At 44.5% G+C, this 19846-nt stretch carries 23 protein-coding genes; 8 read left to right on the top strand and 15 right to left on the bottom strand.

What is annotated here, in order from left to right:
* Window positions 1-40 precede the first annotated feature (40 nt).
* From KHN78_RS11875 to KHN78_RS11830, 10 genes are all read right to left on the bottom strand, one after another.
* Window positions 41-1507: a sigma-54 dependent transcriptional regulator gene (locus tag KHN78_RS11875; protein WP_211916178.1), complete on the bottom strand. Its 1467-nt coding sequence runs from the start codon at window positions 1505-1507 to the stop codon at window positions 41-43.
* A gap of 374 nt (window positions 1508-1881) precedes the next feature.
* On the bottom strand, window positions 1882-2292 hold the full coding sequence (gene fliS / locus KHN78_RS11870; protein ID WP_211916177.1) for a flagellar export chaperone FliS: 411 nt from the start codon (window positions 2290-2292) through the stop codon (window positions 1882-1884).
* A gap of 12 nt (window positions 2293-2304) precedes the next feature.
* Entirely contained in the window at window positions 2305-2610 is a 306-nt protein-coding gene (locus KHN78_RS11865) for a flagellar protein FliT (protein WP_211916176.1), read from the bottom strand.
* 3 nt (window positions 2611-2613) lie between these two features.
* Entirely contained in the window at window positions 2614-4617 is a 2004-nt protein-coding gene (fliD, locus tag KHN78_RS11860; RefSeq protein ID WP_128810425.1) for a flagellar filament capping protein FliD, read from the bottom strand.
* A 20-nt stretch (window positions 4618-4637) separates the two neighbouring features.
* On the bottom strand, window positions 4638-5072 hold the full coding sequence (gene flaG, locus KHN78_RS11855; RefSeq protein WP_128812248.1) for a flagellar protein FlaG: 435 nt from the start codon (window positions 5070-5072) through the stop codon (window positions 4638-4640).
* A gap of 75 nt (window positions 5073-5147) precedes the next feature.
* The gene (locus KHN78_RS11850; RefSeq protein WP_128810424.1) at window positions 5148-6278 is read right to left on the bottom strand and encodes a flagellin; all 1131 of its coding nucleotides are present in this window, start codon (window positions 6276-6278) and stop codon (window positions 5148-5150) included.
* A 290-nt stretch (window positions 6279-6568) separates the two neighbouring features.
* The gene (locus KHN78_RS11845) at window positions 6569-7702 is read right to left on the bottom strand and encodes a flagellin (protein ID WP_128810423.1); all 1134 of its coding nucleotides are present in this window, start codon (window positions 7700-7702) and stop codon (window positions 6569-6571) included.
* 265 nt (window positions 7703-7967) lie between these two features.
* Window positions 7968-9101, bottom strand: coding sequence for a flagellin (locus KHN78_RS11840; protein ID WP_211916175.1), 1134 nt, complete (start codon window positions 9099-9101; stop codon window positions 7968-7970).
* A gap of 224 nt (window positions 9102-9325) precedes the next feature.
* Window positions 9326-10228, bottom strand: coding sequence for a Dyp-type peroxidase (locus KHN78_RS11835; protein WP_211916174.1), 903 nt, complete (start codon window positions 10226-10228; stop codon window positions 9326-9328).
* A gap of 44 nt (window positions 10229-10272) precedes the next feature.
* Window positions 10273-10758, bottom strand: coding sequence for a DUF2919 domain-containing protein (locus KHN78_RS11830; protein WP_128810421.1), 486 nt, complete (start codon window positions 10756-10758; stop codon window positions 10273-10275).
* Between the two features lie 130 nt (window positions 10759-10888).
* On the opposite strand from KHN78_RS11830, the gene KHN78_RS11825 reads away from it, so the two are divergent.
* Window positions 10889-11236, top strand: coding sequence for a DUF2956 domain-containing protein (locus KHN78_RS11825; protein ID WP_211916173.1), 348 nt, complete (start codon window positions 10889-10891; stop codon window positions 11234-11236).
* A gap of 1 nt (window position 11237) precedes the next feature.
* Window positions 11238-11570 (top strand): DUF4156 domain-containing protein, encoded by a 333-nt coding sequence (locus KHN78_RS11820; protein ID WP_211916172.1) that lies wholly within the window; start codon window positions 11238-11240, stop codon window positions 11568-11570.
* Between the two features lie 90 nt (window positions 11571-11660).
* On the opposite strand, the gene KHN78_RS11815 is transcribed toward KHN78_RS11820, so the two are convergent.
* Window positions 11661-11948, bottom strand: coding sequence for a helix-turn-helix domain-containing protein (locus KHN78_RS11815; RefSeq protein ID WP_128810419.1), 288 nt, complete (start codon window positions 11946-11948; stop codon window positions 11661-11663).
* A gap of 294 nt (window positions 11949-12242) precedes the next feature.
* Here KHN78_RS11815 and KHN78_RS11810 point away from each other — a divergent pair, with 294 nt between their 5' ends.
* The 4 genes from KHN78_RS11810 (at window position 12243) to KHN78_RS11795 (ending at window position 14750) form a co-directional block, all read left to right on the top strand.
* Window positions 12243-12593: an ArsC family reductase gene (locus KHN78_RS11810; protein WP_128810418.1), complete on the top strand. Its 351-nt coding sequence runs from the start codon at window positions 12243-12245 to the stop codon at window positions 12591-12593.
* Window positions 12594-12611: 18 nt separating this feature from the next.
* On the top strand, window positions 12612-13745 hold the full coding sequence (gene dapE, locus KHN78_RS11805; RefSeq protein ID WP_128810417.1) for a succinyl-diaminopimelate desuccinylase: 1134 nt from the start codon (window positions 12612-12614) through the stop codon (window positions 13743-13745).
* A gap of 106 nt (window positions 13746-13851) precedes the next feature.
* A complete protein-coding gene (locus KHN78_RS11800) occupies window positions 13852-14550 on the top strand; it encodes a M15 family metallopeptidase (RefSeq protein ID WP_211916171.1) in 699 nt (232 codons plus the stop codon).
* On the top strand, window positions 14547-14750 hold the full coding sequence (locus KHN78_RS11795) for a DUF2897 family protein (RefSeq protein WP_128810415.1): 204 nt from the start codon (window positions 14547-14549) through the stop codon (window positions 14748-14750). The genes KHN78_RS11800 and KHN78_RS11795 overlap by 4 nt, the downstream gene beginning before the upstream one ends.
* A 147-nt stretch (window positions 14751-14897) precedes the next feature.
* On the opposite strand, the gene bamC is transcribed toward KHN78_RS11795, so the two are convergent.
* Window positions 14898-15917 carry an outer membrane protein assembly factor BamC gene (bamC, locus tag KHN78_RS11790; RefSeq protein WP_211916169.1) on the bottom strand — a complete coding sequence of 340 codons (1020 nt, stop codon included), beginning with the start codon at window positions 15915-15917 and terminating at the stop codon, window positions 14898-14900.
* A 66-nt stretch (window positions 15918-15983) separates the two neighbouring features.
* Complete coding sequence (dapA, locus tag KHN78_RS11785; protein WP_211916167.1) at window positions 15984-16862, bottom strand: 4-hydroxy-tetrahydrodipicolinate synthase; 879 nt, start codon at window positions 16860-16862, stop codon at window positions 15984-15986.
* Between the two features lie 378 nt (window positions 16863-17240).
* Between dapA and KHN78_RS11780 the strand changes: the two genes are divergently transcribed.
* Together KHN78_RS11780 and bcp are read left to right on the top strand one after the other, a co-directional pair.
* Window positions 17241-17783, top strand: coding sequence for a glycine cleavage system protein R (locus KHN78_RS11780; RefSeq protein WP_211916165.1), 543 nt, complete (start codon window positions 17241-17243; stop codon window positions 17781-17783).
* A 16-nt stretch (window positions 17784-17799) separates the two neighbouring features.
* Entirely contained in the window at window positions 17800-18270 is a 471-nt protein-coding gene (bcp, locus tag KHN78_RS11775) for a thioredoxin-dependent thiol peroxidase (RefSeq protein WP_128810411.1), read from the top strand.
* Between the two features lie 66 nt (window positions 18271-18336).
* Here bcp and KHN78_RS11770 read toward each other — a convergent pair whose 3' ends face one another.
* Window positions 18337-19410 carry an AI-2E family transporter gene (locus KHN78_RS11770; protein ID WP_128810410.1) on the bottom strand — a complete coding sequence of 358 codons (1074 nt, stop codon included), beginning with the start codon at window positions 19408-19410 and terminating at the stop codon, window positions 18337-18339.
* A complete protein-coding gene (locus KHN78_RS11765) occupies window positions 19403-19648 on the bottom strand; it encodes a sulfurtransferase TusA family protein (RefSeq protein ID WP_211916542.1) in 246 nt (81 codons plus the stop codon). Before KHN78_RS11765 ends, KHN78_RS11770 begins: the two co-directional genes overlap by 8 nt.
* Window positions 19649-19846: the final 198 nt, after the last annotated feature.

The raw sequence follows: 19846 nt of genomic DNA, 5'->3' as shown, positions 1-19846 counted from the left end.
GTGCGGGTTTTGAATATAGGAAAGCAAATAAGCATTACGTCTAACGATGTAGGTTGTATTTGCGCATCTTCTCGACCAATGTGGTGCGGCGCATTCCGAGCATATCCGCGGCACGAGCAACCACGCCACCTTGGGCTTCAAGCGCCTGACTGATCATGTTCACTTCTAGATCTGCAAGTAGCTCTTTGAGGTTCAATCCCTCTGGTGGTAGGCCTTGTGGGGCATTTACGTTGTGATCGAGATCACTTTGAGTATCAAAGCTGAAGTTTTCGGAGAAAATATCTTGGAAAACGTCACGCTCTTGTTCTTCAACAGACGTAAATGGATTGGTTTCTGGCTGAAACTCAGGAATATCACTGTAGCGATACTTCGTTGGTAAGTGATTGACATCCACCAGACTGTTTGGATAAAGAATGATCATGCGCTCGACGAGATTCGCAAGTTCACGAACATTTCCTGGCCAATTATGTTCCATTAATGAGTTTATTGCCCGTGGCGTAAAACAAATCGGCTGACCACCTTCTGCTTCTAATCGAGTCATCAGCTCTTGAAGAAGTAATGGAATGTCTTGTTTACGAGCCTTAAGCGCTGGCATTTCAATTGGGAATACATTAAGACGGTAGAACAGATCTTCACGGAATGTGCCGTCGTCGATCATGGTTTCTAAGTTACGATGCGTTGCTGCAACAACACGAACGTTCACTTTAATCGTCGTGTTGCCACCCACACGTTCAAAACATCGCTCTTGAAGAACACGCAGCAATTTCACTTGCATTGACATCGGCATATCGCCAATTTCATCAAGGAAGATAGTACCGCCCTCTGCCAACTCAAAACGGCCTTTGCGAGAAGTCAGCGCACCAGTAAATGCACCTTTTTCATGGCCAAAAAGTTCGCTCTCCAAAAGCTCAGGTGGGATGGCACCACAGTTAATTGGCACAAATGGTCCATTACGGAATGCAGAATGGTAATGAATATTACGCGCAACCACTTCTTTACCCGTGCCAGACTCACCAAGGATCAATACATTCGCTTCTGTGCCAGAAACTTGTTCGATCAGATGACGAACTTCTTGAATACCACGGCTTTGACCAACAAGACTACGGAAAAGGGTGTTCTTACGAGCGCTTGCTACAACGTTGACGCCTTTACGCCCAAGAAAATCTTTACAATGACGTAACGCCTCACTCAACTGTGGATAGTTAAGTGGCTGCTCTAATTCACCAACAAGGTTAGGTAGATCATCAACCGATAGAGGGAAAGGCCCCAAAACAAGTAAAGGGATATGGTGCGCTTGTCTTAGATGAGCCATCAATGTTGTCGCTGCACGCCCCGCAGATACGTTGCCTATGATACAGCCAGCCCATACTCCGGACCAGTCCACATCACCAAGCTGGTCAGTACTGACTGCTTCGCAACTCTCTCCAACAAATTCTAATATATTGCTTATATTTAGACGACTTGGAGCATCGTCATCAATTACAAGCAGCTTTGCCAAACCTTGCATAAGTAAGAATGATTGCCTTTATTTCGGGTGCGTTGCGGCCAAACCTTGATTTGCACTATTGGAAATGAGAAAGGGACACCGTCTCTCAATTAGTGATAGATAATTAGGGAAATCAGCAACAAAAAAAGCCATTAGGGCTACTAATGGCTTCTATTTTATTTGAATAAAAAAATAAGGCAACCAAGCAATGGTGCGGTGTGAGCTCGATTGTAACTTTACTCACGAATTAAACGCACAATCGCTGATAAACAAACTTAGTTTTCAAAGTTACCGATTTTTGATTTAGACCCACTAGATCTTTAAATCGCCGCCGCTTCTACAAACCAAGTCACTCTCACTGAATCAAGCATCTCGAGGTTGCTTAGGTATCGATATTAAATTCCCACTTCGGCTGCTGTTAAGTTGTGATATTCCGCAGGAATCTGGTCCCACGCTGATTTGATTTCACGAATGATATCAATCACATCATCAATTGGCTGAGGGTTGTTTTTATGGTTCGCAGCAGAGATCTGAGTGATCATAAACTCATATAAAGCATCTAGGTTAGATGCAATCTCACCACCATCTTGCATAGAAAGGCAGCTACGAAGAGAAATAATAATGTCTAATGCTTTCCCTAGGCGTTCACCTTTTGCAGGAATGTTTCCGGCAAGCATTGCCGCTTTACCTTGAATTAGGCGTTCAATCGCACCAGCCATCAGCATTTGAATCACTTTGTGCGGAGAAGCCGCGCTTAGCTGACTGTCGACTGATACCTTTTTGTATGCTTGCAAAGAACCGCGCATAGTATTCCTCTTCTAAATAAATTTTTTGTACTGCTGAAGCGAGCGCTGACCGTAACGGAACTTATAAAGTTCTTTACCGACATTCGAGGTCTCTATTTGCATCAGCTCAACAATTTTTTTGGTTCGAGTAAGCAAGTCTTGCCACTCTGCTTGCTGCTTGACCAATGGATTGCTCTCTGCACTGGATAACAGACTTTCTAATAAGCTTTCTCTGATATCGACCAAGTGAAGAATTTCTTCAGCATTAAAGTCGTCTTTTTCTAGGTGCTGCGTTATTAGTTGATCAATATCACTAATTTTTTGGAGTTCAGTTTCCATTCATTAGCCGATGGCGTTCATTAACGCCCCAAGTTGACCTTGCATTTTACCCGTCGCATCTTGCATCGCTGCAAATTTCGCGTGGGTACGTTTCTCAAGACCGTCCATTCGACGATCCAATGCGACTTGATCATCGTTAAGTCGATAATTTTGCTCTGTTAGGCTTTTTTCACGCGTACGGATACTGCCCGTAATCCCGGTAATGCCGTGAATGGCATCTTCTACACGTTTTGCGAAGCCTGTATTACCGCCGAAGAACTTTTCCAGTTCATTGAAGTTGTTATTCAACTGCCTGTCGAGCATGTCGTAGTTGATTTCGAGTGTCCCTTGACGTGTGGTCGTAATACCAAACTCCGTCAATGATTTTAAATTTTCCGGCGCTTTTTCAATATTGGTAGAGAAAACAGACTTCAATCTCGCATCGGCACTTCGCACGGTACTATCACCCGCTAATGGGCCTCGCTGACCAGTCGTTGGGTCGACACTCGCCAGTGCTTTGGATGTTTGATAAAACGCATTATAGGCAGACACAAACGTTTCTATATCGGCACGCACACTTTGACGATCATACTCGACACCGATTTCGGCTGGCGGTTTACCCGCTTCCGACTTGCCTTTGATCGTGAGGTTTACCCCCTCAATCGCATCCTCTATCACGTTGTTGTGGCTGGACAACTGTGCGACGCCATCAAGCATCACCATCGAATCCTGGCCAGCTTGAACTTGCGTCATACCTGAATAGGCTTCAAATGACTTCTGTGCTTCTGCAATTTTTGTTTCTGCGACATCGATTTTTTCTAAGCGTTCACGCTCTTCTGGTTTTAGCTTAGAACGATGCATCTCTTTGGCTTGCTCTTCGGTGAGCTCACCGCGCTCGACCTTTTCATCAAGTTGTTGTTTGTCACTAGCAATTTTCTGCTCGATGTCTGCTTTTTCTTGTTCGAGCTGCTGCTTGGCTTCTTTCGTCGTGACGTAAGAATCCACCAAGGTGCCAGATGCTGTATTATTCCAACCAGGAACGTCAGGAGCTTTTGCAATCGCCGCTTCATCCAGTTCAATTTCTGGCATACGGTACGAATCCAACAGCGTTCCAGAAGCGGTTTCCGTCCAACCGGGGATACTGTCCTGCGGGCGCATTCCTGCACGTTGATTCGCTTTGTCTATTGCCTCTTGAGCCGCCTTGGCTGCTGCTGAACCATAAGAAGAAATTGGTTCATTCGATGTATTTTCTGTGGCTTGATCTGCCGCTTTCTGGTCTTGAGGAGGTAGAGGATTGCCGTCGGCATCCAGCTGACTAGGTTGGTCTACGGTGGTTGGCTCTGCCTTGAGTGGCCCTAACACTGCTTCTGCCGCTTCACGAGCTTCTTCAAGCGCATTCACGCGGTCTTCCAGTGTCTTATATTCGAAATGTTTCAGAGGATTGCCAGCTTGGGCATCGACACTGACTTTAAGTTGGTGGTCCTTTCCCGATAAGTTCGAAGCAAGGATCAAACGTGGCCCATCAACATCGTTGATGAGTGAGGCTCGGACGCCAGGGTTATCTTTCGCGCCATTAATTCCACGCACAACGTCCACAAGCTTAGCGCGAGATGGAACGTTAACGTTAAAATCATCATCACCAAGTGAAATCTGCAGCTTACCAGGGCCAAACTTCGCATCTTCAGGTAAAACATCAGAAGCGACTTTGTGGCTCTGAGCAAGCTGCAACACATCGATAGCATACTTACCGGCTATGGCATCCGTCGTTGCAGTGGCAGATACAATGCTGTCGTTTGTTGTTTCAACAGTACGAACCGCAAAGGCTTTCTCTTGACGAAAATTCGCCATGAGGTTCTTCATCGTATCTAATGATTCTCTAAGTCGCCCGTAGGCACTGATGCTGGCATCAATTGTCGCACGCTCGTTGTTGATGCTTTGCTGCTTTGGTACCCGCTCGGCATCTACAATTTTGCTGACCATGGCATTAATATCCATGCCGCCAGACATCCCCAAAGGGCTTAAACTCATCAAATCACCTCAAAAACGACTTACACTTTTTCAACCAACAAACCACTGTTAGCTGTGTGCTCAGCTAGGCGACGCAATACCACAAGCATTTCTTCATCAGGGATTTGACGAATCACATCACCAGTCGTGGCTTCGAAAATCGTCACTACGTCTCGCCCCGATTCTTCATCGATGCGAAACGACACTCCCTTATTCATGGCATCCACAAACTCATTCATCTGTGCCACCATTTTTTCACGTTCTTCTCTGTTAAGCTCATGACGGGTATCCGCCATTTCTAATGCGGCTTTGACAGAGAAGTCGTGCTCGGCTCCTTTCACTTTTGCAGGAGAAAGTGAACCGTTTGAAATATTCGTGCTAGGCGTACCTATGCCGCTGCCATTTTGTTTTGCAACTTTTGTGCCATTCGGCTCACCGTAAGGCTGGATGTTCGATGTATATGAGGGTATTTCCATCATAATCTCCCTTCCACCTTATGGGCTAACGAACGATCTATCGCTTAGGTGAAGAAATCAGCTAAGTAAAACCGGTTAACCCAACAAGCTTAGCGCTGCAGATGGTGACTGCTTAGCTTGAGCTAAAATTGAAGTACTTGCTTGTTGAAGAATTTGCGACTTAGTCATAGACGTCGTTTCTTTCGCGTAATCGGTATCTTTAATGCGGCTGTTAGACGCGTTAACGTTTTCATTAATGTTGTCTAAGTTGCTGATTGCATGGTCGAAACGATTTTGGAATGCACCAAGAGACGCGCGTTGGCTGTCGACTGATTTCAGTGCACCATCGATGATAGCAACCGCTTCTTGAGAACCCGCGACAGTGGTAACGTCGATATCTTTAACCGTCACGTCTTTTGCTTTACCGAAACCGATTTCGCCCGCTAGGTTGCCAGAGAACTCAACGTCACCCGTTACTTTCTGAGAAGCTGCAAATACTTGTAGCTTGCCGTCTTCACCAACAGATGCTTTTACGTCTTCGCTTTGACCGTTGATGTAAGTCGCTAGCTGTTCGATATCATCGCCTTGCTTTGCGTTGATCGTCAGTTCTTTCTCTTCACCAAGCTTAGTCGTGTACTTCATGCTTAGTTCAGTTTTTTCACCAACAGCCCAAGACGCATCTTTACCCTCTTCTGCTGCGTAGCTCTTACCACCCATTGCCGAAGTATCAGAACGCAAGTTACCCATAGACAGCATGACTGCTTCACCTGAGTCCGCACCGATTTGGAAAGATTGAGTACCGTAAGTACCGTTAAGAAGTTTGTTACCACCGAAAGAGGTTGTTTCAGCGATACGGTTTAGTTCATCGTTAAGCGCTGTCACTTCTTCTTGGATCGCTACACGTTCTGATTTTGAGTTTGAACCGTTCGCTGATTGAAGCGATAGGTCACGCATACGTTGTAGGATGTTAGTGGATTCATTCATTGCACCTTCAGCAACCTGTGCAATAGAAATACCATCGTTCGCGTTTTTCACCGCCATGTCTAGGCCACGGCTTTGCGCGTTCAAACGGTTAGAAATTTGTAGACCTGCAGCATCGTCTTTCGCGCTATTGATTTTATAACCCGAAGACAAACGCTCCATTGATTTTTGTTGACCTTCAGCCGCTTGGTTTAGGTAACGCTGTGCGGTCATCGCAGAAACGTTAGTATTAACGTTAATCGCCATAGTTGATCTCCTTAAGGCTTTGATTGATGCACCATCGTGTCTCTCACCTCACTTAGGTACATCTTATTTCTCTCAATCCCTTTAACGGCGACCAATCCATATCCTTTAGGAAAAATTTTTATTTTTTTGCGATTATTTTCTGTCACTTACTGAAGTGTGATGCAACTCAAATATCCCCAACTCACAAAAGGCATACTCGCTATGAATTCAGACAGAAAAAAACCCAGCCGAAGCTGGGTTTACTCGCTCATCTCTCACCACGAGCCAATGGAGTTCTCTTACTGGGCAAATTAGCCTAGTAAACTTAGCGCTGAGTTTGGCGCTTGTTTCGCTTGCGCAAGGATAGAACTTGACGCTTGCGATAGAATTTGTGACTTGGTCATTTGAGTCGTTTCTTTCGCGAAGTCGGTATCTTTGATACGGCTCTTCGACGCATTCACGTTCTCATTGATGTTGTCTAGGTTGTTGATAGCGTGATCGAAACGGTTTTGGAAAGCACCTAGCTCTGCACGGTGGCTATCTACGTATTTTAATGCCGCATCAATGATAGCTACAGATTCCTGTGCACCACCAACGGATGTCACGTCAATCGTATCTACCGTTACGTTCTTCGCTTCACCGAAGCCTAGCTCACCAGATAGACCACCAGAGAAAGATACTTCACCGTCAACTTTGTTGTTACCTGCAAAGATTTGCAGTTTACCATCTTGGTCTACCGATGCTTTTACTAGATCCGTTTGACCGTTGATGTAAGTTGCTAACTCTTCGATGTCATCGCCCGCTTTCGCATTAATGCTGATTTCTTGCTCTTGACCAAAACTGTCTTTTAGGCTGATTTTAAGGTCGTTTTTACCCTCAGCGACATTCCAGTTTTTGTCTTTGCCATTTTCTGCTTGGTAGCTCAAGCCACCCATCATTTTGTTGTCTGAGCGCATGTCTTTTAGCTCAAGCATCACTGCTTCGCCGTTGTCTGCACCGATTTGGAAAGATTTAGAGCCGTGCGTGCCGTTCAGTAGCTTGTTGCCACCAAAAGAGGTCGTTTCAGCGATACGGTTTAGCTCGTCGTTTAGCGCGGTTACTTCTTCTTGAATCGCAACACGCTCTGCTTTTGAGTTTGAGCCGTTTGCCGACTGTAGAGAAAGATCACGCATGCGTTGTAGAATGTTGGTTGTCTCATTCATTGCACCTTCAGCCGTTTGTGCAATAGAGATACCATCGTTCGCGTTACGAACTGCCACATCAAGACCACGACTTTGCACGTTCAAGCGGTTCGAAATTTGAAGACCCGCAGCGTCATCTTTTGCGCTGTTGATTTTTGAACCTGAAGACAAACGTTCCATTGACGTTTGTTGTGCTGAGTTTGCGCTATTTAGGTAACGCTGAGCGGTCATTGCTGATACGTTTGTGTTTACATTCACTGCCATGGTGATTTCTCCAATTGATTTTCCGATGTAGCGGTTTCCGACGTCTCGGAAAACCAAGTAGTTCTCTCAAAGTTATTTTTATTAACGGCGCACTTCTTGGTTTCTTTAGGAAAAATTTAAGATTTTTTTGAAAAAAATTTGTTTGGCAGGTAAATCGTGATGAAGCGGATAAAAAAGAACAAAAAATCTTTCTTTTTTTGCTAAAGCTTCGTTTGGAATTGTCGATACAGGCTGTTTTCGCGTAAAAATTACGTCACATTATTGATTAACCCAGTAGCGTTAGTGCCAGATTTGGCGCCTGTTTTGCTTGTGCAAGAATCGTGGTGCTGACTTGTTGCAAGATCTGCTGCTTTACCATTTGTGTGGTTTCTTTGGCGTAGTCAGTATCTTGAATTCGACTGTTTGAAGCTGCGACGTTTTCGTGGATATTTTCAAGATTATTGACGGCATGGTCAAAACGATTTTGATACGCGCCTAACTCTGCGCGATGGCTGTCTACATACTTCATAGCCGTATCTAACACCGCAACCGCCTGTTGTGCTCCCCCTACAGAAGTAATATCCAGACTATCGACCGCGTCGTAACCTTTTAGTTGCAAACCCAGTTCATTTGCTAAATCACCAGAAAAAGCCATAGTACCTGACGTTTCTGTACCAGCCATAAAGAGTTGCAACTGCCCTTTTTCATTGACAGATGCCGTGACTTTGTCAGTTTGACCATTAATATAAGTAGCAAGCTCTTCAATATCATCGCCTGCTTTCGCATTGATTTGAATGGTTTCCATCTCGCCAACACGGTTGGTAAATGACATGCTCAGCTCATTCGCACCATCTTTGATTTGCCAATCTGAACTTGCACGCCCATTCGCGACGTAACTAAAGCCGCCCATCTCGATACCATCGGTACGCATTGACTTCAACTCAACTTGAACCGCCTCACCAGAAGTGGCACCAATTTGAAACGATGACTGACCGAAACTGCCATTGAGTAACTTACGCCCACCGAAAGAGGTCGTTTCTGCAATTCGGTTAAGTTCATCATTAAGTGCGCTTACTTCTTCTTGCAAAGCTAATCGTTCTGCTTTGCTATTGGAGCCATTTGAAGATTGCAAAGAGAGATCACGCATACGTTGCATGATATTGGTGACTTCATCCATCGCGCCTTCCGCAGTTTGCATGATGGAGATTCCGTCGTTTGCATTTCGCACCGCAACATCCAACCCTCGCATTTGCGATTGCAGGCGATTAGATATTTGCAAACCTGCAGCATCGTCTTTTGCGCTGTTAATACGCTTCCCTGAAGACAAGCGCTCCATGGATTGGTTCAGCATGTCTGTTGCATTGCTCAAGTTGCGCTGTGCAACCAGTGCTGAAACATTAGTATTAACGGTGATCGCCACGAGATACACACTCCAAACGAATTAAGGCTTTGTGTATTTATCGACCACGTTAGCCAAAGGTTTAGTGTTTATTTTAAATATTGCTAGAGAGTGAGATAGGGCGAGAGAGCAACATAAAGCAAGAGATAAAAATAGCCTAAATACAAAGATATAGGCGTAACACAAGGGTAACGGATACTAAAAAGCCCTCCTTGGTGGAGGGCTTAAAAGCATTTGGATTGCGATTATTTGATCGCTAGCTCTGCAAGCATTTCTTGTGATGGCGCAAAGAAGTACGCACCTGTTACCGCTTTAGTAAAACGAAGCAGTTGGTCAGTCTTACCATCCGTCACACCATACATACTTTCTAGCATCACTTTAATGTTGTGAATGGTGTTACAGTAAGAAATAAACAACAGCCCGTGCGCGCCTGTTGCTGTGCCGTATGGCAAGCTATGGCGAACAATTTTAAGACCTTTACCCTCTTCTTTAATGTCAACACGACCCACATGAGATGCTGCTGGTACGTCTTCTAACTCAATTGAATCGGGTTTAGTGCGACCAATAACTTTCTCTTGTGCGGATACATTCAAACGGCTCCATGCAGGAAGATTGTGTTCAAAACGTTGCACCATCACGTAACTACCACCAGCAAATGCGCCGTCTTTAATCAAAGCAACATCCGCACGTGCGTCACCTTTCGGGTTTTCGGTACCGTCGATGAAATCAGTCATATCACGAGCATCTAAATAACGGTAACCGTATGTTTCATCAACAACTGTCACGTCTTCTGCAGTGTCAGTTAAGAACTTACGCAGAACATAAAAGTGTAAGTCATGACGTGTTGAGTGGCAGTGAATCAACACATCAACATCGCTTGCGGGCGCGATAACTTCGCCCTCACCGAGTGGTGCAAAATCGATCAATTCGTCAGGCATTTGCATGTTTAAGTGTTGCCAGAACGACTTAGTGAATGCAATTGAAAGGGTTAAGTCCGCTCCTGACTGGGTCGTATTGATCTCTTTAACTAGCTCAGGAAGTGCTTTCAGTTTTTCCAATACCTGTTCACGGTTTTGGTTTACTTTTAGCTGAGTGTAAAGTGCAAATGGTCCGGCTTCAGGCACGATCGCCGTTTGAGCTTGTGACATTGAGATATCCTCTATACTTTGCCCCATGCGGGAGTTTTTTGTTCTTAATTTTTTGATGGCTGCGGTTCACTGTGCTCAAGATGTGGCACTTGAAAACAGTCTTTTACCCACCTTCCATTTAGAAGATAGATTATAAACCAACTTAACAAGGTAATCGTAAGCGCGTTCGCCCAATTGAATACGCCATGTTCGAGATAGACATGATACATACTCTGAGCCAATTGAATACCGCACAAGATCAAAGTCATCGCACGACCGTGCTGCATAATTTGGTTCACCCATCCACGATCTGGGTGGCGTAACCCCATAAGCCACATCAATAACAGACTCGGAATACCAATCGACAAGCCCAAATACAAGGTACTTGAGTCAGGGTACACCATTGCAAGAATTTTGCTTCCACTATCTCTGCTCACTCCAGCCATGGCAAATACCACCCAAGAGCGAGCTAAAAATATCCAACCTAACCATACAAAAATGGGCGCTTTCAAAAATCCATGAGCGTCGTATTGATCAAATGAGTAACGCACAATATTGTCTTCTTAGTTTTGTAAAACGTCACTTTAACCGATCGGTCTAGAGTTGCAACACAACGGTTGTTCATTTCATCCTGTTTGACAGGTAAACTAAGTTTAGATTTACCGCAATATAAGAAAAACGATGAAGAAGAACAGCACACCAGTACCGTCCCAAGAAACACAAACTGAGGCGATGAAAATTGCCAGAGCAACACAAAAACAAGGTCAAACTAAAGAGCAAACAAAGCTGATCGCCCAAGGCATTGAAAAAGGGATTGCTCAATACAAGAAGCAACAGAAAGAACGTAATCGCCAAGCTGACAAAGCAAAGAAAAAGCAGCAAAAAGAAAAACTGCGTCAAAACGAACCAGTCACGGCAATAAACGAAGACACAAGCGAAATCCCAACAAGCAAATCCACACTGCTCCCTTGGGGGTTATTGGTATTGAGCTGGGTTGGATTTGCCGCTTACATCATGATGGGGAAATAATATGATTCGTAATGTGATGATTGGATGCATCGCGTTAACCATCGGAGGTTGTGCTGCACCAACAACACAACCTCTCGAACAAAGTTCAATGGTAGAGATGCGAATTGATAGCCAGTTTAATCCGGCTCAATGTGAGTACATCAGTGAAATTACAGGGAGTGAGGGGCATTGGTACAGTTATCTGTTTTATACCAACGATGCGATGATGCAAGGTGCAATGAACGATATTAAAAACACTGCGATGAAAATTGGTGCCGATACGGTATTTATGATTTCACCTCAAGACTTCGTCACTTCCTTTAGCGTCATTGGTATCGCCTATCGATGCCAATAAGACCCATTTCCCTAGACTCTTATCGCTAAATTGATCAAATGAATCAAGACTAGGTAATTACAGCCATTAAAAAAGCCAGCGAATGCTGGCTTATGCACGAAATCCTAGGCTACTAACGATATCTCTCTCCCGGTCGAGCACCCATTGACTATCAAATGGCCCCCAATCAGATAGCTGATAATAGCCGTCATTATGACGTCGGCCATCTTGAACAAAAATCAGCTCAATGCCGATACCCGGTAATGCCTTAAGTACATCTTGAATCGTACGACGAGGCCACCCCGTTTTCTCAATCAATTTTGGCACATTCGGCCTTTCTAGGTTTTCCACCAATAAGGCCAAATACAAACGCCTCGCAAAAACAGGACTCAACTCCATTGACACCTCCAAAAATTGTGCTGATTTATTATTTCCTTTTTGTCCTACGAGATGTTGAGTTTGATCAATAAGTCGACTTATCTCGTCGAATTTACCGTATTTTTTACTGCTGCAGACGCGATAGCATGGGAAATTAACCAAAAGGTGCAACATTGCAGAAACACAATCGAAAGAAATAGTCGAATCCGCCTTTTGTCAGTTTGATTGCTTCTTGGTAGGATGCTCAAACAACAAGAAACAATGCTTAAATCGAATCAACCGATAAAGTAAAGCACCAAGAAAAAAGGAAAAACTATGACAGTCACTATGTTCGGTATCCCAAATTGCGACACCATCAAAAAAGCCAAAAAGTGGTTAGAAGCAGAAAATATCGCCTTTGATTTCCATGACTACCGTAAGCAAGGGATCGATGCCGCATTGGTTACAGAATTTTGTAACGAACTTGGCTGGGAACAAGTATTGAACAAACGTGGCACCACTTACCGTCAACTTTCGCAAGAACAGAAAGATTCACTCAATCCTGAAACGGCCATCACTTTATTGGTAGAAAATCCTGCCATGATTAAGCGCCCAATTCTAAAAATTGAAGACCAACTATTCATTGGCTTCAAAGCAGATCAATACGCGACCATTTTTAACTCTTAATGAAAGGAACTCTCAAGGATGACAGACAGTCCAGTACTGGCACTCGCTAAAGACCTAATAAGCCGCCAATCTGTAACGCCTGAAGATGCAGGCTGTCAGGATGTAATGATCAAGCGACTCAAGGCGCTCGGTTTTGAAATAGAAGTCATGGTATTTGAAGACACGACGAACTTTTGGGCTCGCCGTGGCACACAAGCTCCGTTATTTGCCTTTGCTGGCCACACGGACGTTGTTCCTGCCGGTAAACTAGAGCAATGGGACACGCCGCCTTTTGAACCAACTATTGTTGATGGTTACCTACATGGTCGCGGTGCTGCTGACATGAAAGGCTCATTGGCATGTATGGTTGTCGCGGTTGAACGTTTCATTGCACAAAACCCGAACCACAACGGCTCAATTGGCTTCTTAATCACTTCGGATGAAGAAGGGCCATTTATCAACGGCACCGTTCGCGTTGTAGAAACACTCATGGCGCGTGGCGAGAACATTGATATGTGTATCGTTGGTGAACCCTCAAGTACAGAAGTCGTAGGCGACGTAGTGAAGAATGGCCGCCGTGGCTCTATCACTGGCGATTTGACCGTGAAAGGCACTCAAGGTCACGTGGCATACCCTCACCTTGCGAACAACCCTGTGCATCAGTCACTGTTAGCCATTTATGAACTTACCACGACTGAATGGGATCAAGGTAACGAGTACTTCCCACCAACCAGCTTCCAGATCCCGAATGTTTCGGCTGGTACTGGCGCATCTAACGTGATCCCTGGTGAGTTTAATGTTCAGTTTAATCTGCGTTTTAGCACCGAACTCAGCAACGACATCATCGTTGAACGCATTACGCAGACGCTCGACAAACATGATTTAAACTACGACTTAAAATGGACTTTTAATGGCGACCCGTTCCTCACCGACACTGGTGCATTACTTGACGCTGTTGTAGCGGCAGTCGATGAAGTCAACTGCACTAAGCCTGCACTGCTCACGACAGGCGGTACGTCTGATGGTCGATTTATCGCACGCATGGGTGGTCAAGTCGTCGAGCTTGGTCCGGTAAACGCCACCATTCATAAAGTAAACGAATGCGTGAAAATCGATGATCTAGAAAAGTTAACCGATATGTATGAGAACACCTTGAAGCACTTGCTGGCATAACAAACCGTCGCGTTATCACAAACTAAACTGATCAATGAATGACTGCGGTTAGTACTACCCAAGCCCTACGTTGGCGCTTGGGTATAACTGAAATGACGAGAACACCATGACACCAGAACAACTCACCGGGATCACCGATTCGCATCTACAATCCACTTTAGTGGGTCAAAAAGCATTTATGCTTCACCCTGAAGTGGCTGACGACTTGTTAAAGATGATAGAAGCCGCGGCCAAGGCTGGCTTTAAGATGGAAATCGCCAGTGGGTTTCGAAACTTCAATCGTCAGAAAGCAATCTGGAACGGTAAGTTTTCTGGTGAGTTAACGATCCTCGATTCTGATTCCCAACCTTTAAACAAAACGGAACTCAATGATGAGGAAAAACTGATGGCGATTCTTCGTTGGTCTGCTCTTCCTGGAGGCAGTCGTCATCATTGGGGATGCGATTTTGATGTGTATGCGCGTAACTTACTACCCGCAGATACTCAATTAAAGTTGGAACCATGGGAGTACCTCGATGGTCACCAGTTGGCTTTCTATCAATGGTTAGAGAAACATCTCGACCACTTTGGCTTCTTTTTCCCTTACCGAAAAGATTTGGGTGGTGTCGCCATTGAACCTTGGCACATCAGTCATAAAGCGATAGGACAACAATGCCTCACTCGCCTGACACCTGAAGTACTAAAAAACCAGTTAATGATGCAAAACCGGATCGATAACATTGCAGGGATTTATGTCATACTGAATAATTTGGATAAGGTCGTCACCCAGTTCATTCACAATATCACGCCGCCGGAGGCTCTATGATTGAAATTCTAACCAACCCTTGGGTCATTATCATCATAGTGCTGAGCATCGTAGTGGGTAACATTGCTGCACTAAAATACACCGCAAAAATGAAGTTTGGTCAGATGGACAAAAGTCGCAAGAATGATTTAGATAAACTGAACAAACTGGATAAAGAGCGCTATGGAGATAAAAACGAGAAGAACGAAGACTCTCGATAACATTCCGAATCTCGTTGCCATTTCGCATCTCGCTGTTATTCAGAACCTCGGTCTTATTCAGAAACCAGTACCCCACAAAAATCCATCAAAAAAGGGACCGATTGGTCCCTTTTGTTTATAAGCAAGTGTTTATCAGTGTGGCTCGAATTATTCTTTCACAACGGCAGCCAATACTGGCTCTAGTGATTTCAAGAATTCTTCTTCTACCGGTTTACCTGACGAATCCGTGATGTTGATAGACGTACGGTTACCTAAATCACCGAGTAAGAACGTGTACTTACCTGGCCCGAGGTCAATCGGCTTCACGCCAATATCATTCCAAAACTCATCATCTGGCGAAGCATAAACCGCCGAAACCGTACCTTGAGATTGGCTACGCTCTTCAATCTTAAAGCCCATCTTAGGCAAGATATTTGGGACACGTTGCCACAAGGTATTGTATGGAGTACGAGCAATAATCACTGGAAGACCACTGCGATCTTTGCCCATCGTGATTGGGATATGCTTAACAAGCTCTTGCGCTTTACGCTCAGCTTCTTCGCGAACTTGCTGGTCATAACGAGCGGTCACTAGGTTTGTCATGAAGACATTATAACGCTCACGGTTAGTTCGCGTAACTTCTGTAACTTGGTTACCCTCACGCCAGTCAATCAAGCTCACTTTAAAACCATGACGACCATTTGCTTCGGTACGAGTAATTTCATAGCGACTGCCGATCTCAACATCTTCATCTGGAGAGTTCCACGTCACCCAGCCCGTTTCGATACGCGAATCCGTTTGGTTTTCAACGGGTATTTTGTTGTTTGCCACCATGTCTTGAACGGTTTGCCAAACTTTATCCAGTTCGTCTTTGCGAAGTAGCCAAAGCATGATTTCACCGTCACTAGTTCGATCAAGACGTGCACCCGGGATAAGCTCTAAAACTTGTTGTGGTGGACGAATATCCACTTGTTTACCGATACCACCCGCGTAGTTACCTTGCGGAATCGTATAATTTGGATAGTACTGACGTTGCGCATCGGCTGGAACATTCCACTCTTCCAGTGCCGGCGTGTTCAAATACTCGAAATCGTCCTTTGCTTGACGACGTTGGTTAGCTGCACCTGAACAGGCAGTCAACACGAATACAGCTAGTGAACTTAACACTAACTGGCTTGAAAGCTTCATTTATACTCCTAAAACACTGAGGGCAAACTTACCCTCAGCATCAACTTCAATCCTAATATCTCAATCTTAGTAAATACCGGCATCAGTCAACGCTTGTTCCACAATCGGCTCTGATTTTTCAGAAAGCGGAGTCAAAGGCAGACGCAGACTATTTTCATCAATCAAACCCAGCTTATGTGCTGCCCACTTAACTGGCATTGGGCTTGATTCAACAAATAAATTTTTATGCAATGTCATTAAACGTTGGTTAATGACTTCTGCTTCGTCGTACTTACCTTCGCTTGCCAAATGGAACATGTCTGCCATGTCTTTAGCTGCGATATTGTTCGTTACCGAGATAACGCCATTGCCGCCAAGTTTCACAAACTCAAGGCCCGTCGCATCATCGCCACTTAGTAAGATAAAATCTTCGCCACAAAGTTCACGATGAAGTGCAACTCGGTTTAAATCACCGGTTGCATCTTTAAGTGCCACAATATTATCAAGCTTTGACAAACGTGCCACAGTCTCAGGTAACAAATCTACTGCAGTACGACCCGGTACATTGTACAAAATTAGAGGTACGTCACTTGCTTCTGCGATCGCTTTGTAATGTAAGAACAAACCCTCTTGAGATGGTTTGTTGTAGTAAGGCGTCACACTCAGGTAACCTGCGATTCCAGAATCCGCCAGTAATTTACTGAATGTCACTGCTTCATGGGTTGCATTTGCTCCCGTACCAGCAATCACTGGGATACGGCCGTCGGCGAATTCGACAGTTTTATTTACGACCTTTACATGCTCTTCGATGGTTAGGGTTGCCGACTCACCTGTCGTGCCGACTGCCACAATACCGTCTGTACCAGCTTCGATATGGTATTCAACCAACTTTTGTAGACCCTCCAGGTCCACTTCACCATCAGGTTTAAATGGTGTAATCAGCGCTACGATACTTCCTGAAAACATGTTCATCTCCCTCATTTATCTCTTTCTGCATGGTACTGTAATGCGATTGAAAAACACAAGTGTGTAAAGGCGCTTACAAAGTACAAATGAATGAATAATTATCAGTTGTTAGAGGTCTAGCAACTTAATTGTTCTATTTGGCTGAATTCTAAGCCTTAACATGAACTCAACTGCCCTATCGCAAGCGATGCGAAACAAGGCGCGAAATATACTCTCTCGCTTCTGACCGGAAGTCAGTATTGAGTTAAATAGTGTATCGCCAAGTGACTTCAAATACCGGGTTTAGAACAACTCGCTTAAAAAAAGAACTCGCTCGACATTTCTATTATTGTTCTGTGCTAATATCGGCCTATTGGAAAAAGGACAAGAAGCTCATTTATGAAGCAACATCTGGTACTTACAGCAGTTGGAACGGATCGTCCGGGCATTTGTAACCAAGTGGTTAAGCTCGTCACTCACGCAGGCTGCAATATTATAGATAGCCGTATCGCTATTTTTGGTAATGAATTTACCCTCATCATGCTACTCACAGGCAACGCAAGCAACATTACACGGGTAGAAACCCAGTTGCCTTTACTCGGCCAAGAACATGATTTCATCACCATGATGAAGCGAACTTCCGATCATGAATTTCTTGATAACAGCTACACCATCGAAGTATTCATAGAGTCAGAAGATCGCATGGGATTGACTGAACAGTTTACTCAGTTTTTTGCCGATAAGCACATCGGACTCGACTCTCTGAGCGCACAAACGATCAGCAAATCAAAAATACAACTCGACGTAGACCAATTTCACATTGCGATTACGGCCTCCGTTAGTGCTGATTGCAATCTAATGCAACTTCAAGAGGATTTTGATGAACTTTGCCAGTCGCTCAACGTACAAGGTTCTCTCAATTTCATTAAAAACACATTATAAGTAAAGGAAAATAACAATGAATACGCTGACAGCAGGAACGCCAGCCCCAGCTTTCTCTTTGCTCGACCAAGATGGAAACACAGTATCACTTGGTGATTTCAAAGGTAAAAAAGTTCTGTTTTACTTTTACCCTAAAGCAATGACACCTGGATGTACGACACAAGCGAAAGGTCTTCGTGATGTAAAAGCGGAGCTTGATGCTCACAATGTTGTGGTGTTGGGGGTGAGTATCGACCCAGTTAAACGCCTTGGTAAATTCATTGAACGCGACGAACTTAACTTCACGCTACTTTCAGATGAAGATCATGCTGTTGCAGAACAGTTTGGTGTTTGGGGTGAAAAGAAGTTCATGGGTAAAGTGTACGACGGACTTCACCGCATCAGTTTCCTGATCAACGAGGACGGCGTGATCGAACACGTATTCAACAAGTTCAAAACCAAAGATCACCACGAAGTCGTGATCAACTACCTGAATGAAAACGCGTAATTGCCACCACGTTAACATCAATAAGCCCAGCAATCGCTGGGCTTATTAATAAAATAACTGTCGCGCTTATTCTTGTTGTATAGGTGGATGCTCTTCAGTACTTGGCAGCGCATTCCAGACCGCTTTCACCAATGTCGCTAATGGGATTGCAAAAAATACGCCCCAAAAGCCCCACAAACCACCAAACACCAACACGGCCACAATAATCGCTACAGGATGAAGGTTTACTGCCTCAGAAAACAGTACTGGCACCAATACATTTCCATCTAGCGCCTGAATAATGCCGTATGCCACCAGCAACCAATAGAACTGCGGTGAGAGTCCCCACTGGAACAGACCGACAATCGCAACTGGCACTGTCACAGCAGCAGCACCGATATAAGGAATCAACACAGACAAACCAACTGCTACCGCGAGCAATGCTGAATAACGTAAGTCCAGAATCGCAAACGTCACATAACTCACACTGCCCACGATCAAAATTTCTAACACTTTACCGCGAATGTAATTCGAGATTTGCTCATTCATCTCATGCCAAACTTTGTTCGCTAGCTTACGGTTTTTTGGCATGATGCCACTTGCCATACTTAGCATCTCTTCTTTGTCTTTTAGTAAGAAGAACACCAGCAAAGGAACAAGAATCAAATAAACTGCCAACGTCGCTAAACTGACGAGAGATGCAAGCGAGCCCTTAACGACACTTTCCCCCAAACCGATAGCTTGGTTCTTTGCGTTCGTCACCACCGTTTCTACGATTTCGAGATTTGCCAGTTCAGGGTAACGCTGTGGCAGCTTAACAATAAACTTTTGCAGCCCGTTGTACATATTTGGAATATCATTGATTAAGTTACCCACCTGAGTCCAAATGGTTGGCACCAAGCCAAACACGGCGATCAACATCAAGCCAATAAAAATCAAAATAACGGTAACAACGGCGAGTGTTCGAGGTACCCCTAGGCGGCACATTTGTGTGACTGGCCACTCAAGTAAGTAGGCCAAAACAATCGCAACGAGCAAAGGCGCAATTAAATGCCCGAAAAAATAGATAGTGATGAAGCCGAAAAGCAGGATCGCTACTAGGCTCACTGCATGTGGGTCTGAAAAGCGTCGCTTATACCAACGAGTTACCATCTCAAGCATTGTTAGGGGCTTCCTTATTAATAACGGTCAAGGTGAAATATTCGCCTGTGAACTCACACTCTACGGTGAATTGCTGAGAACGCAAATACTTCACGATATCTTGCTTAGAACTATTGTCCACTACTTGAATAATCAACTGGGAGCACTGCTGAGTTTCTCCTTGAAACGCATCGGCAGCGTGACGTTTAGCAAGCAACAATGCCATTGGGCAGCGCTGCTCACGCAAATCAAGTAACATGGATTCCATTGTATTGCTCTGCACTTATGATAGGGTGGTATTGTAACGGCTTTTTGAGCTGGTGCTAGCATTTCTCATGTGATTTATACGTATACATAAGTGACATTAATATTCATAATTCAATGCGTTGCCTGCAATAATTTACGAAACCAATTCGTTTATTTTGGGTCTTACTGCTAGCATATTCATCCTATAGGA

The sequence above is a fragment of the Vibrio sp. B1REV9 genome, from assembly GCF_905175395.2.
GTDB lineage: Bacteria > Pseudomonadota > Gammaproteobacteria > Enterobacterales > Vibrionaceae > Vibrio > Vibrio alfacsensis.
Note: the sequence above shows the minus strand (reverse complement) of the source record. Positions and strands in the feature narration are given on the sequence as shown.

Coding starts and splice junctions, on each gene's coding strand:
- bamC (WP_211916169.1), bottom strand. CDS start 15,917: ATGAAGCTTTCAAGCCAGTTAGTGTTAAGTTCACTAGCTGTATTCGTG.
- dapA (WP_211916167.1), bottom strand. CDS start 16,862: ATGTTTTCAGGAAGTATCGTAGCGCTGATTACACCATTTAAACCTGAT.
- KHN78_RS11815 (WP_128810419.1), bottom strand. CDS start 11,948: ATGGAGTTGAGTCCTGTTTTTGCGAGGCGTTTGTATTTGGCCTTATTG.
- dapE (WP_128810417.1), top strand. CDS start 12,612: ATGACAGACAGTCCAGTACTGGCACTCGCTAAAGACCTAATAAGCCGC.
- flaG (WP_128812248.1), bottom strand. CDS start 5,072: ATGGAAATACCCTCATATACATCGAACATCCAGCCTTACGGTGAGCCG.
- KHN78_RS11875 (WP_211916178.1), bottom strand. CDS start 1,507: ATGCAAGGTTTGGCAAAGCTGCTTGTAATTGATGACGATGCTCCAAGT.
- KHN78_RS11820 (WP_211916172.1), top strand. CDS start 11,238: ATGATTCGTAATGTGATGATTGGATGCATCGCGTTAACCATCGGAGGT.
- KHN78_RS11780 (WP_211916165.1), top strand. CDS start 17,241: ATGAAGCAACATCTGGTACTTACAGCAGTTGGAACGGATCGTCCGGGC.
- KHN78_RS11825 (WP_211916173.1), top strand. CDS start 10,889: ATGAAGAAGAACAGCACACCAGTACCGTCCCAAGAAACACAAACTGAG.
- fliS (WP_211916177.1), bottom strand. CDS start 2,292: ATGCGCGGTTCTTTGCAAGCATACAAAAAGGTATCAGTCGACAGTCAG.
- KHN78_RS11795 (WP_128810415.1), top strand. CDS start 14,547: ATGATTGAAATTCTAACCAACCCTTGGGTCATTATCATCATAGTGCTG.
- KHN78_RS11845 (WP_128810423.1), bottom strand. CDS start 7,702: ATGGCAGTGAATGTAAACACAAACGTATCAGCAATGACCGCTCAGCGT.
- fliD (WP_128810425.1), bottom strand. CDS start 4,617: ATGAGTTTAAGCCCTTTGGGGATGTCTGGCGGCATGGATATTAATGCC.
- bcp (WP_128810411.1), top strand. CDS start 17,800: ATGAATACGCTGACAGCAGGAACGCCAGCCCCAGCTTTCTCTTTGCTC.
- KHN78_RS11810 (WP_128810418.1), top strand. CDS start 12,243: ATGACAGTCACTATGTTCGGTATCCCAAATTGCGACACCATCAAAAAA.
- KHN78_RS11865 (WP_211916176.1), bottom strand. CDS start 2,610: ATGGAAACTGAACTCCAAAAAATTAGTGATATTGATCAACTAATAACG.
- KHN78_RS11765 (WP_211916542.1), bottom strand. CDS start 19,648: ATGTTACTTGATTTGCGTGAGCAGCGCTGCCCAATGGCATTGTTGCTT.
- KHN78_RS11800 (WP_211916171.1), top strand. CDS start 13,852: ATGACACCAGAACAACTCACCGGGATCACCGATTCGCATCTACAATCC.
- KHN78_RS11835 (WP_211916174.1), bottom strand. CDS start 10,228: ATGTCACAAGCTCAAACGGCGATCGTGCCTGAAGCCGGACCATTTGCA.
- KHN78_RS11850 (WP_128810424.1), bottom strand. CDS start 6,278: ATGGCGATTAACGTTAATACTAACGTTTCTGCGATGACCGCACAGCGT.
- KHN78_RS11770 (WP_128810410.1), bottom strand. CDS start 19,410: ATGCTTGAGATGGTAACTCGTTGGTATAAGCGACGCTTTTCAGACCCA.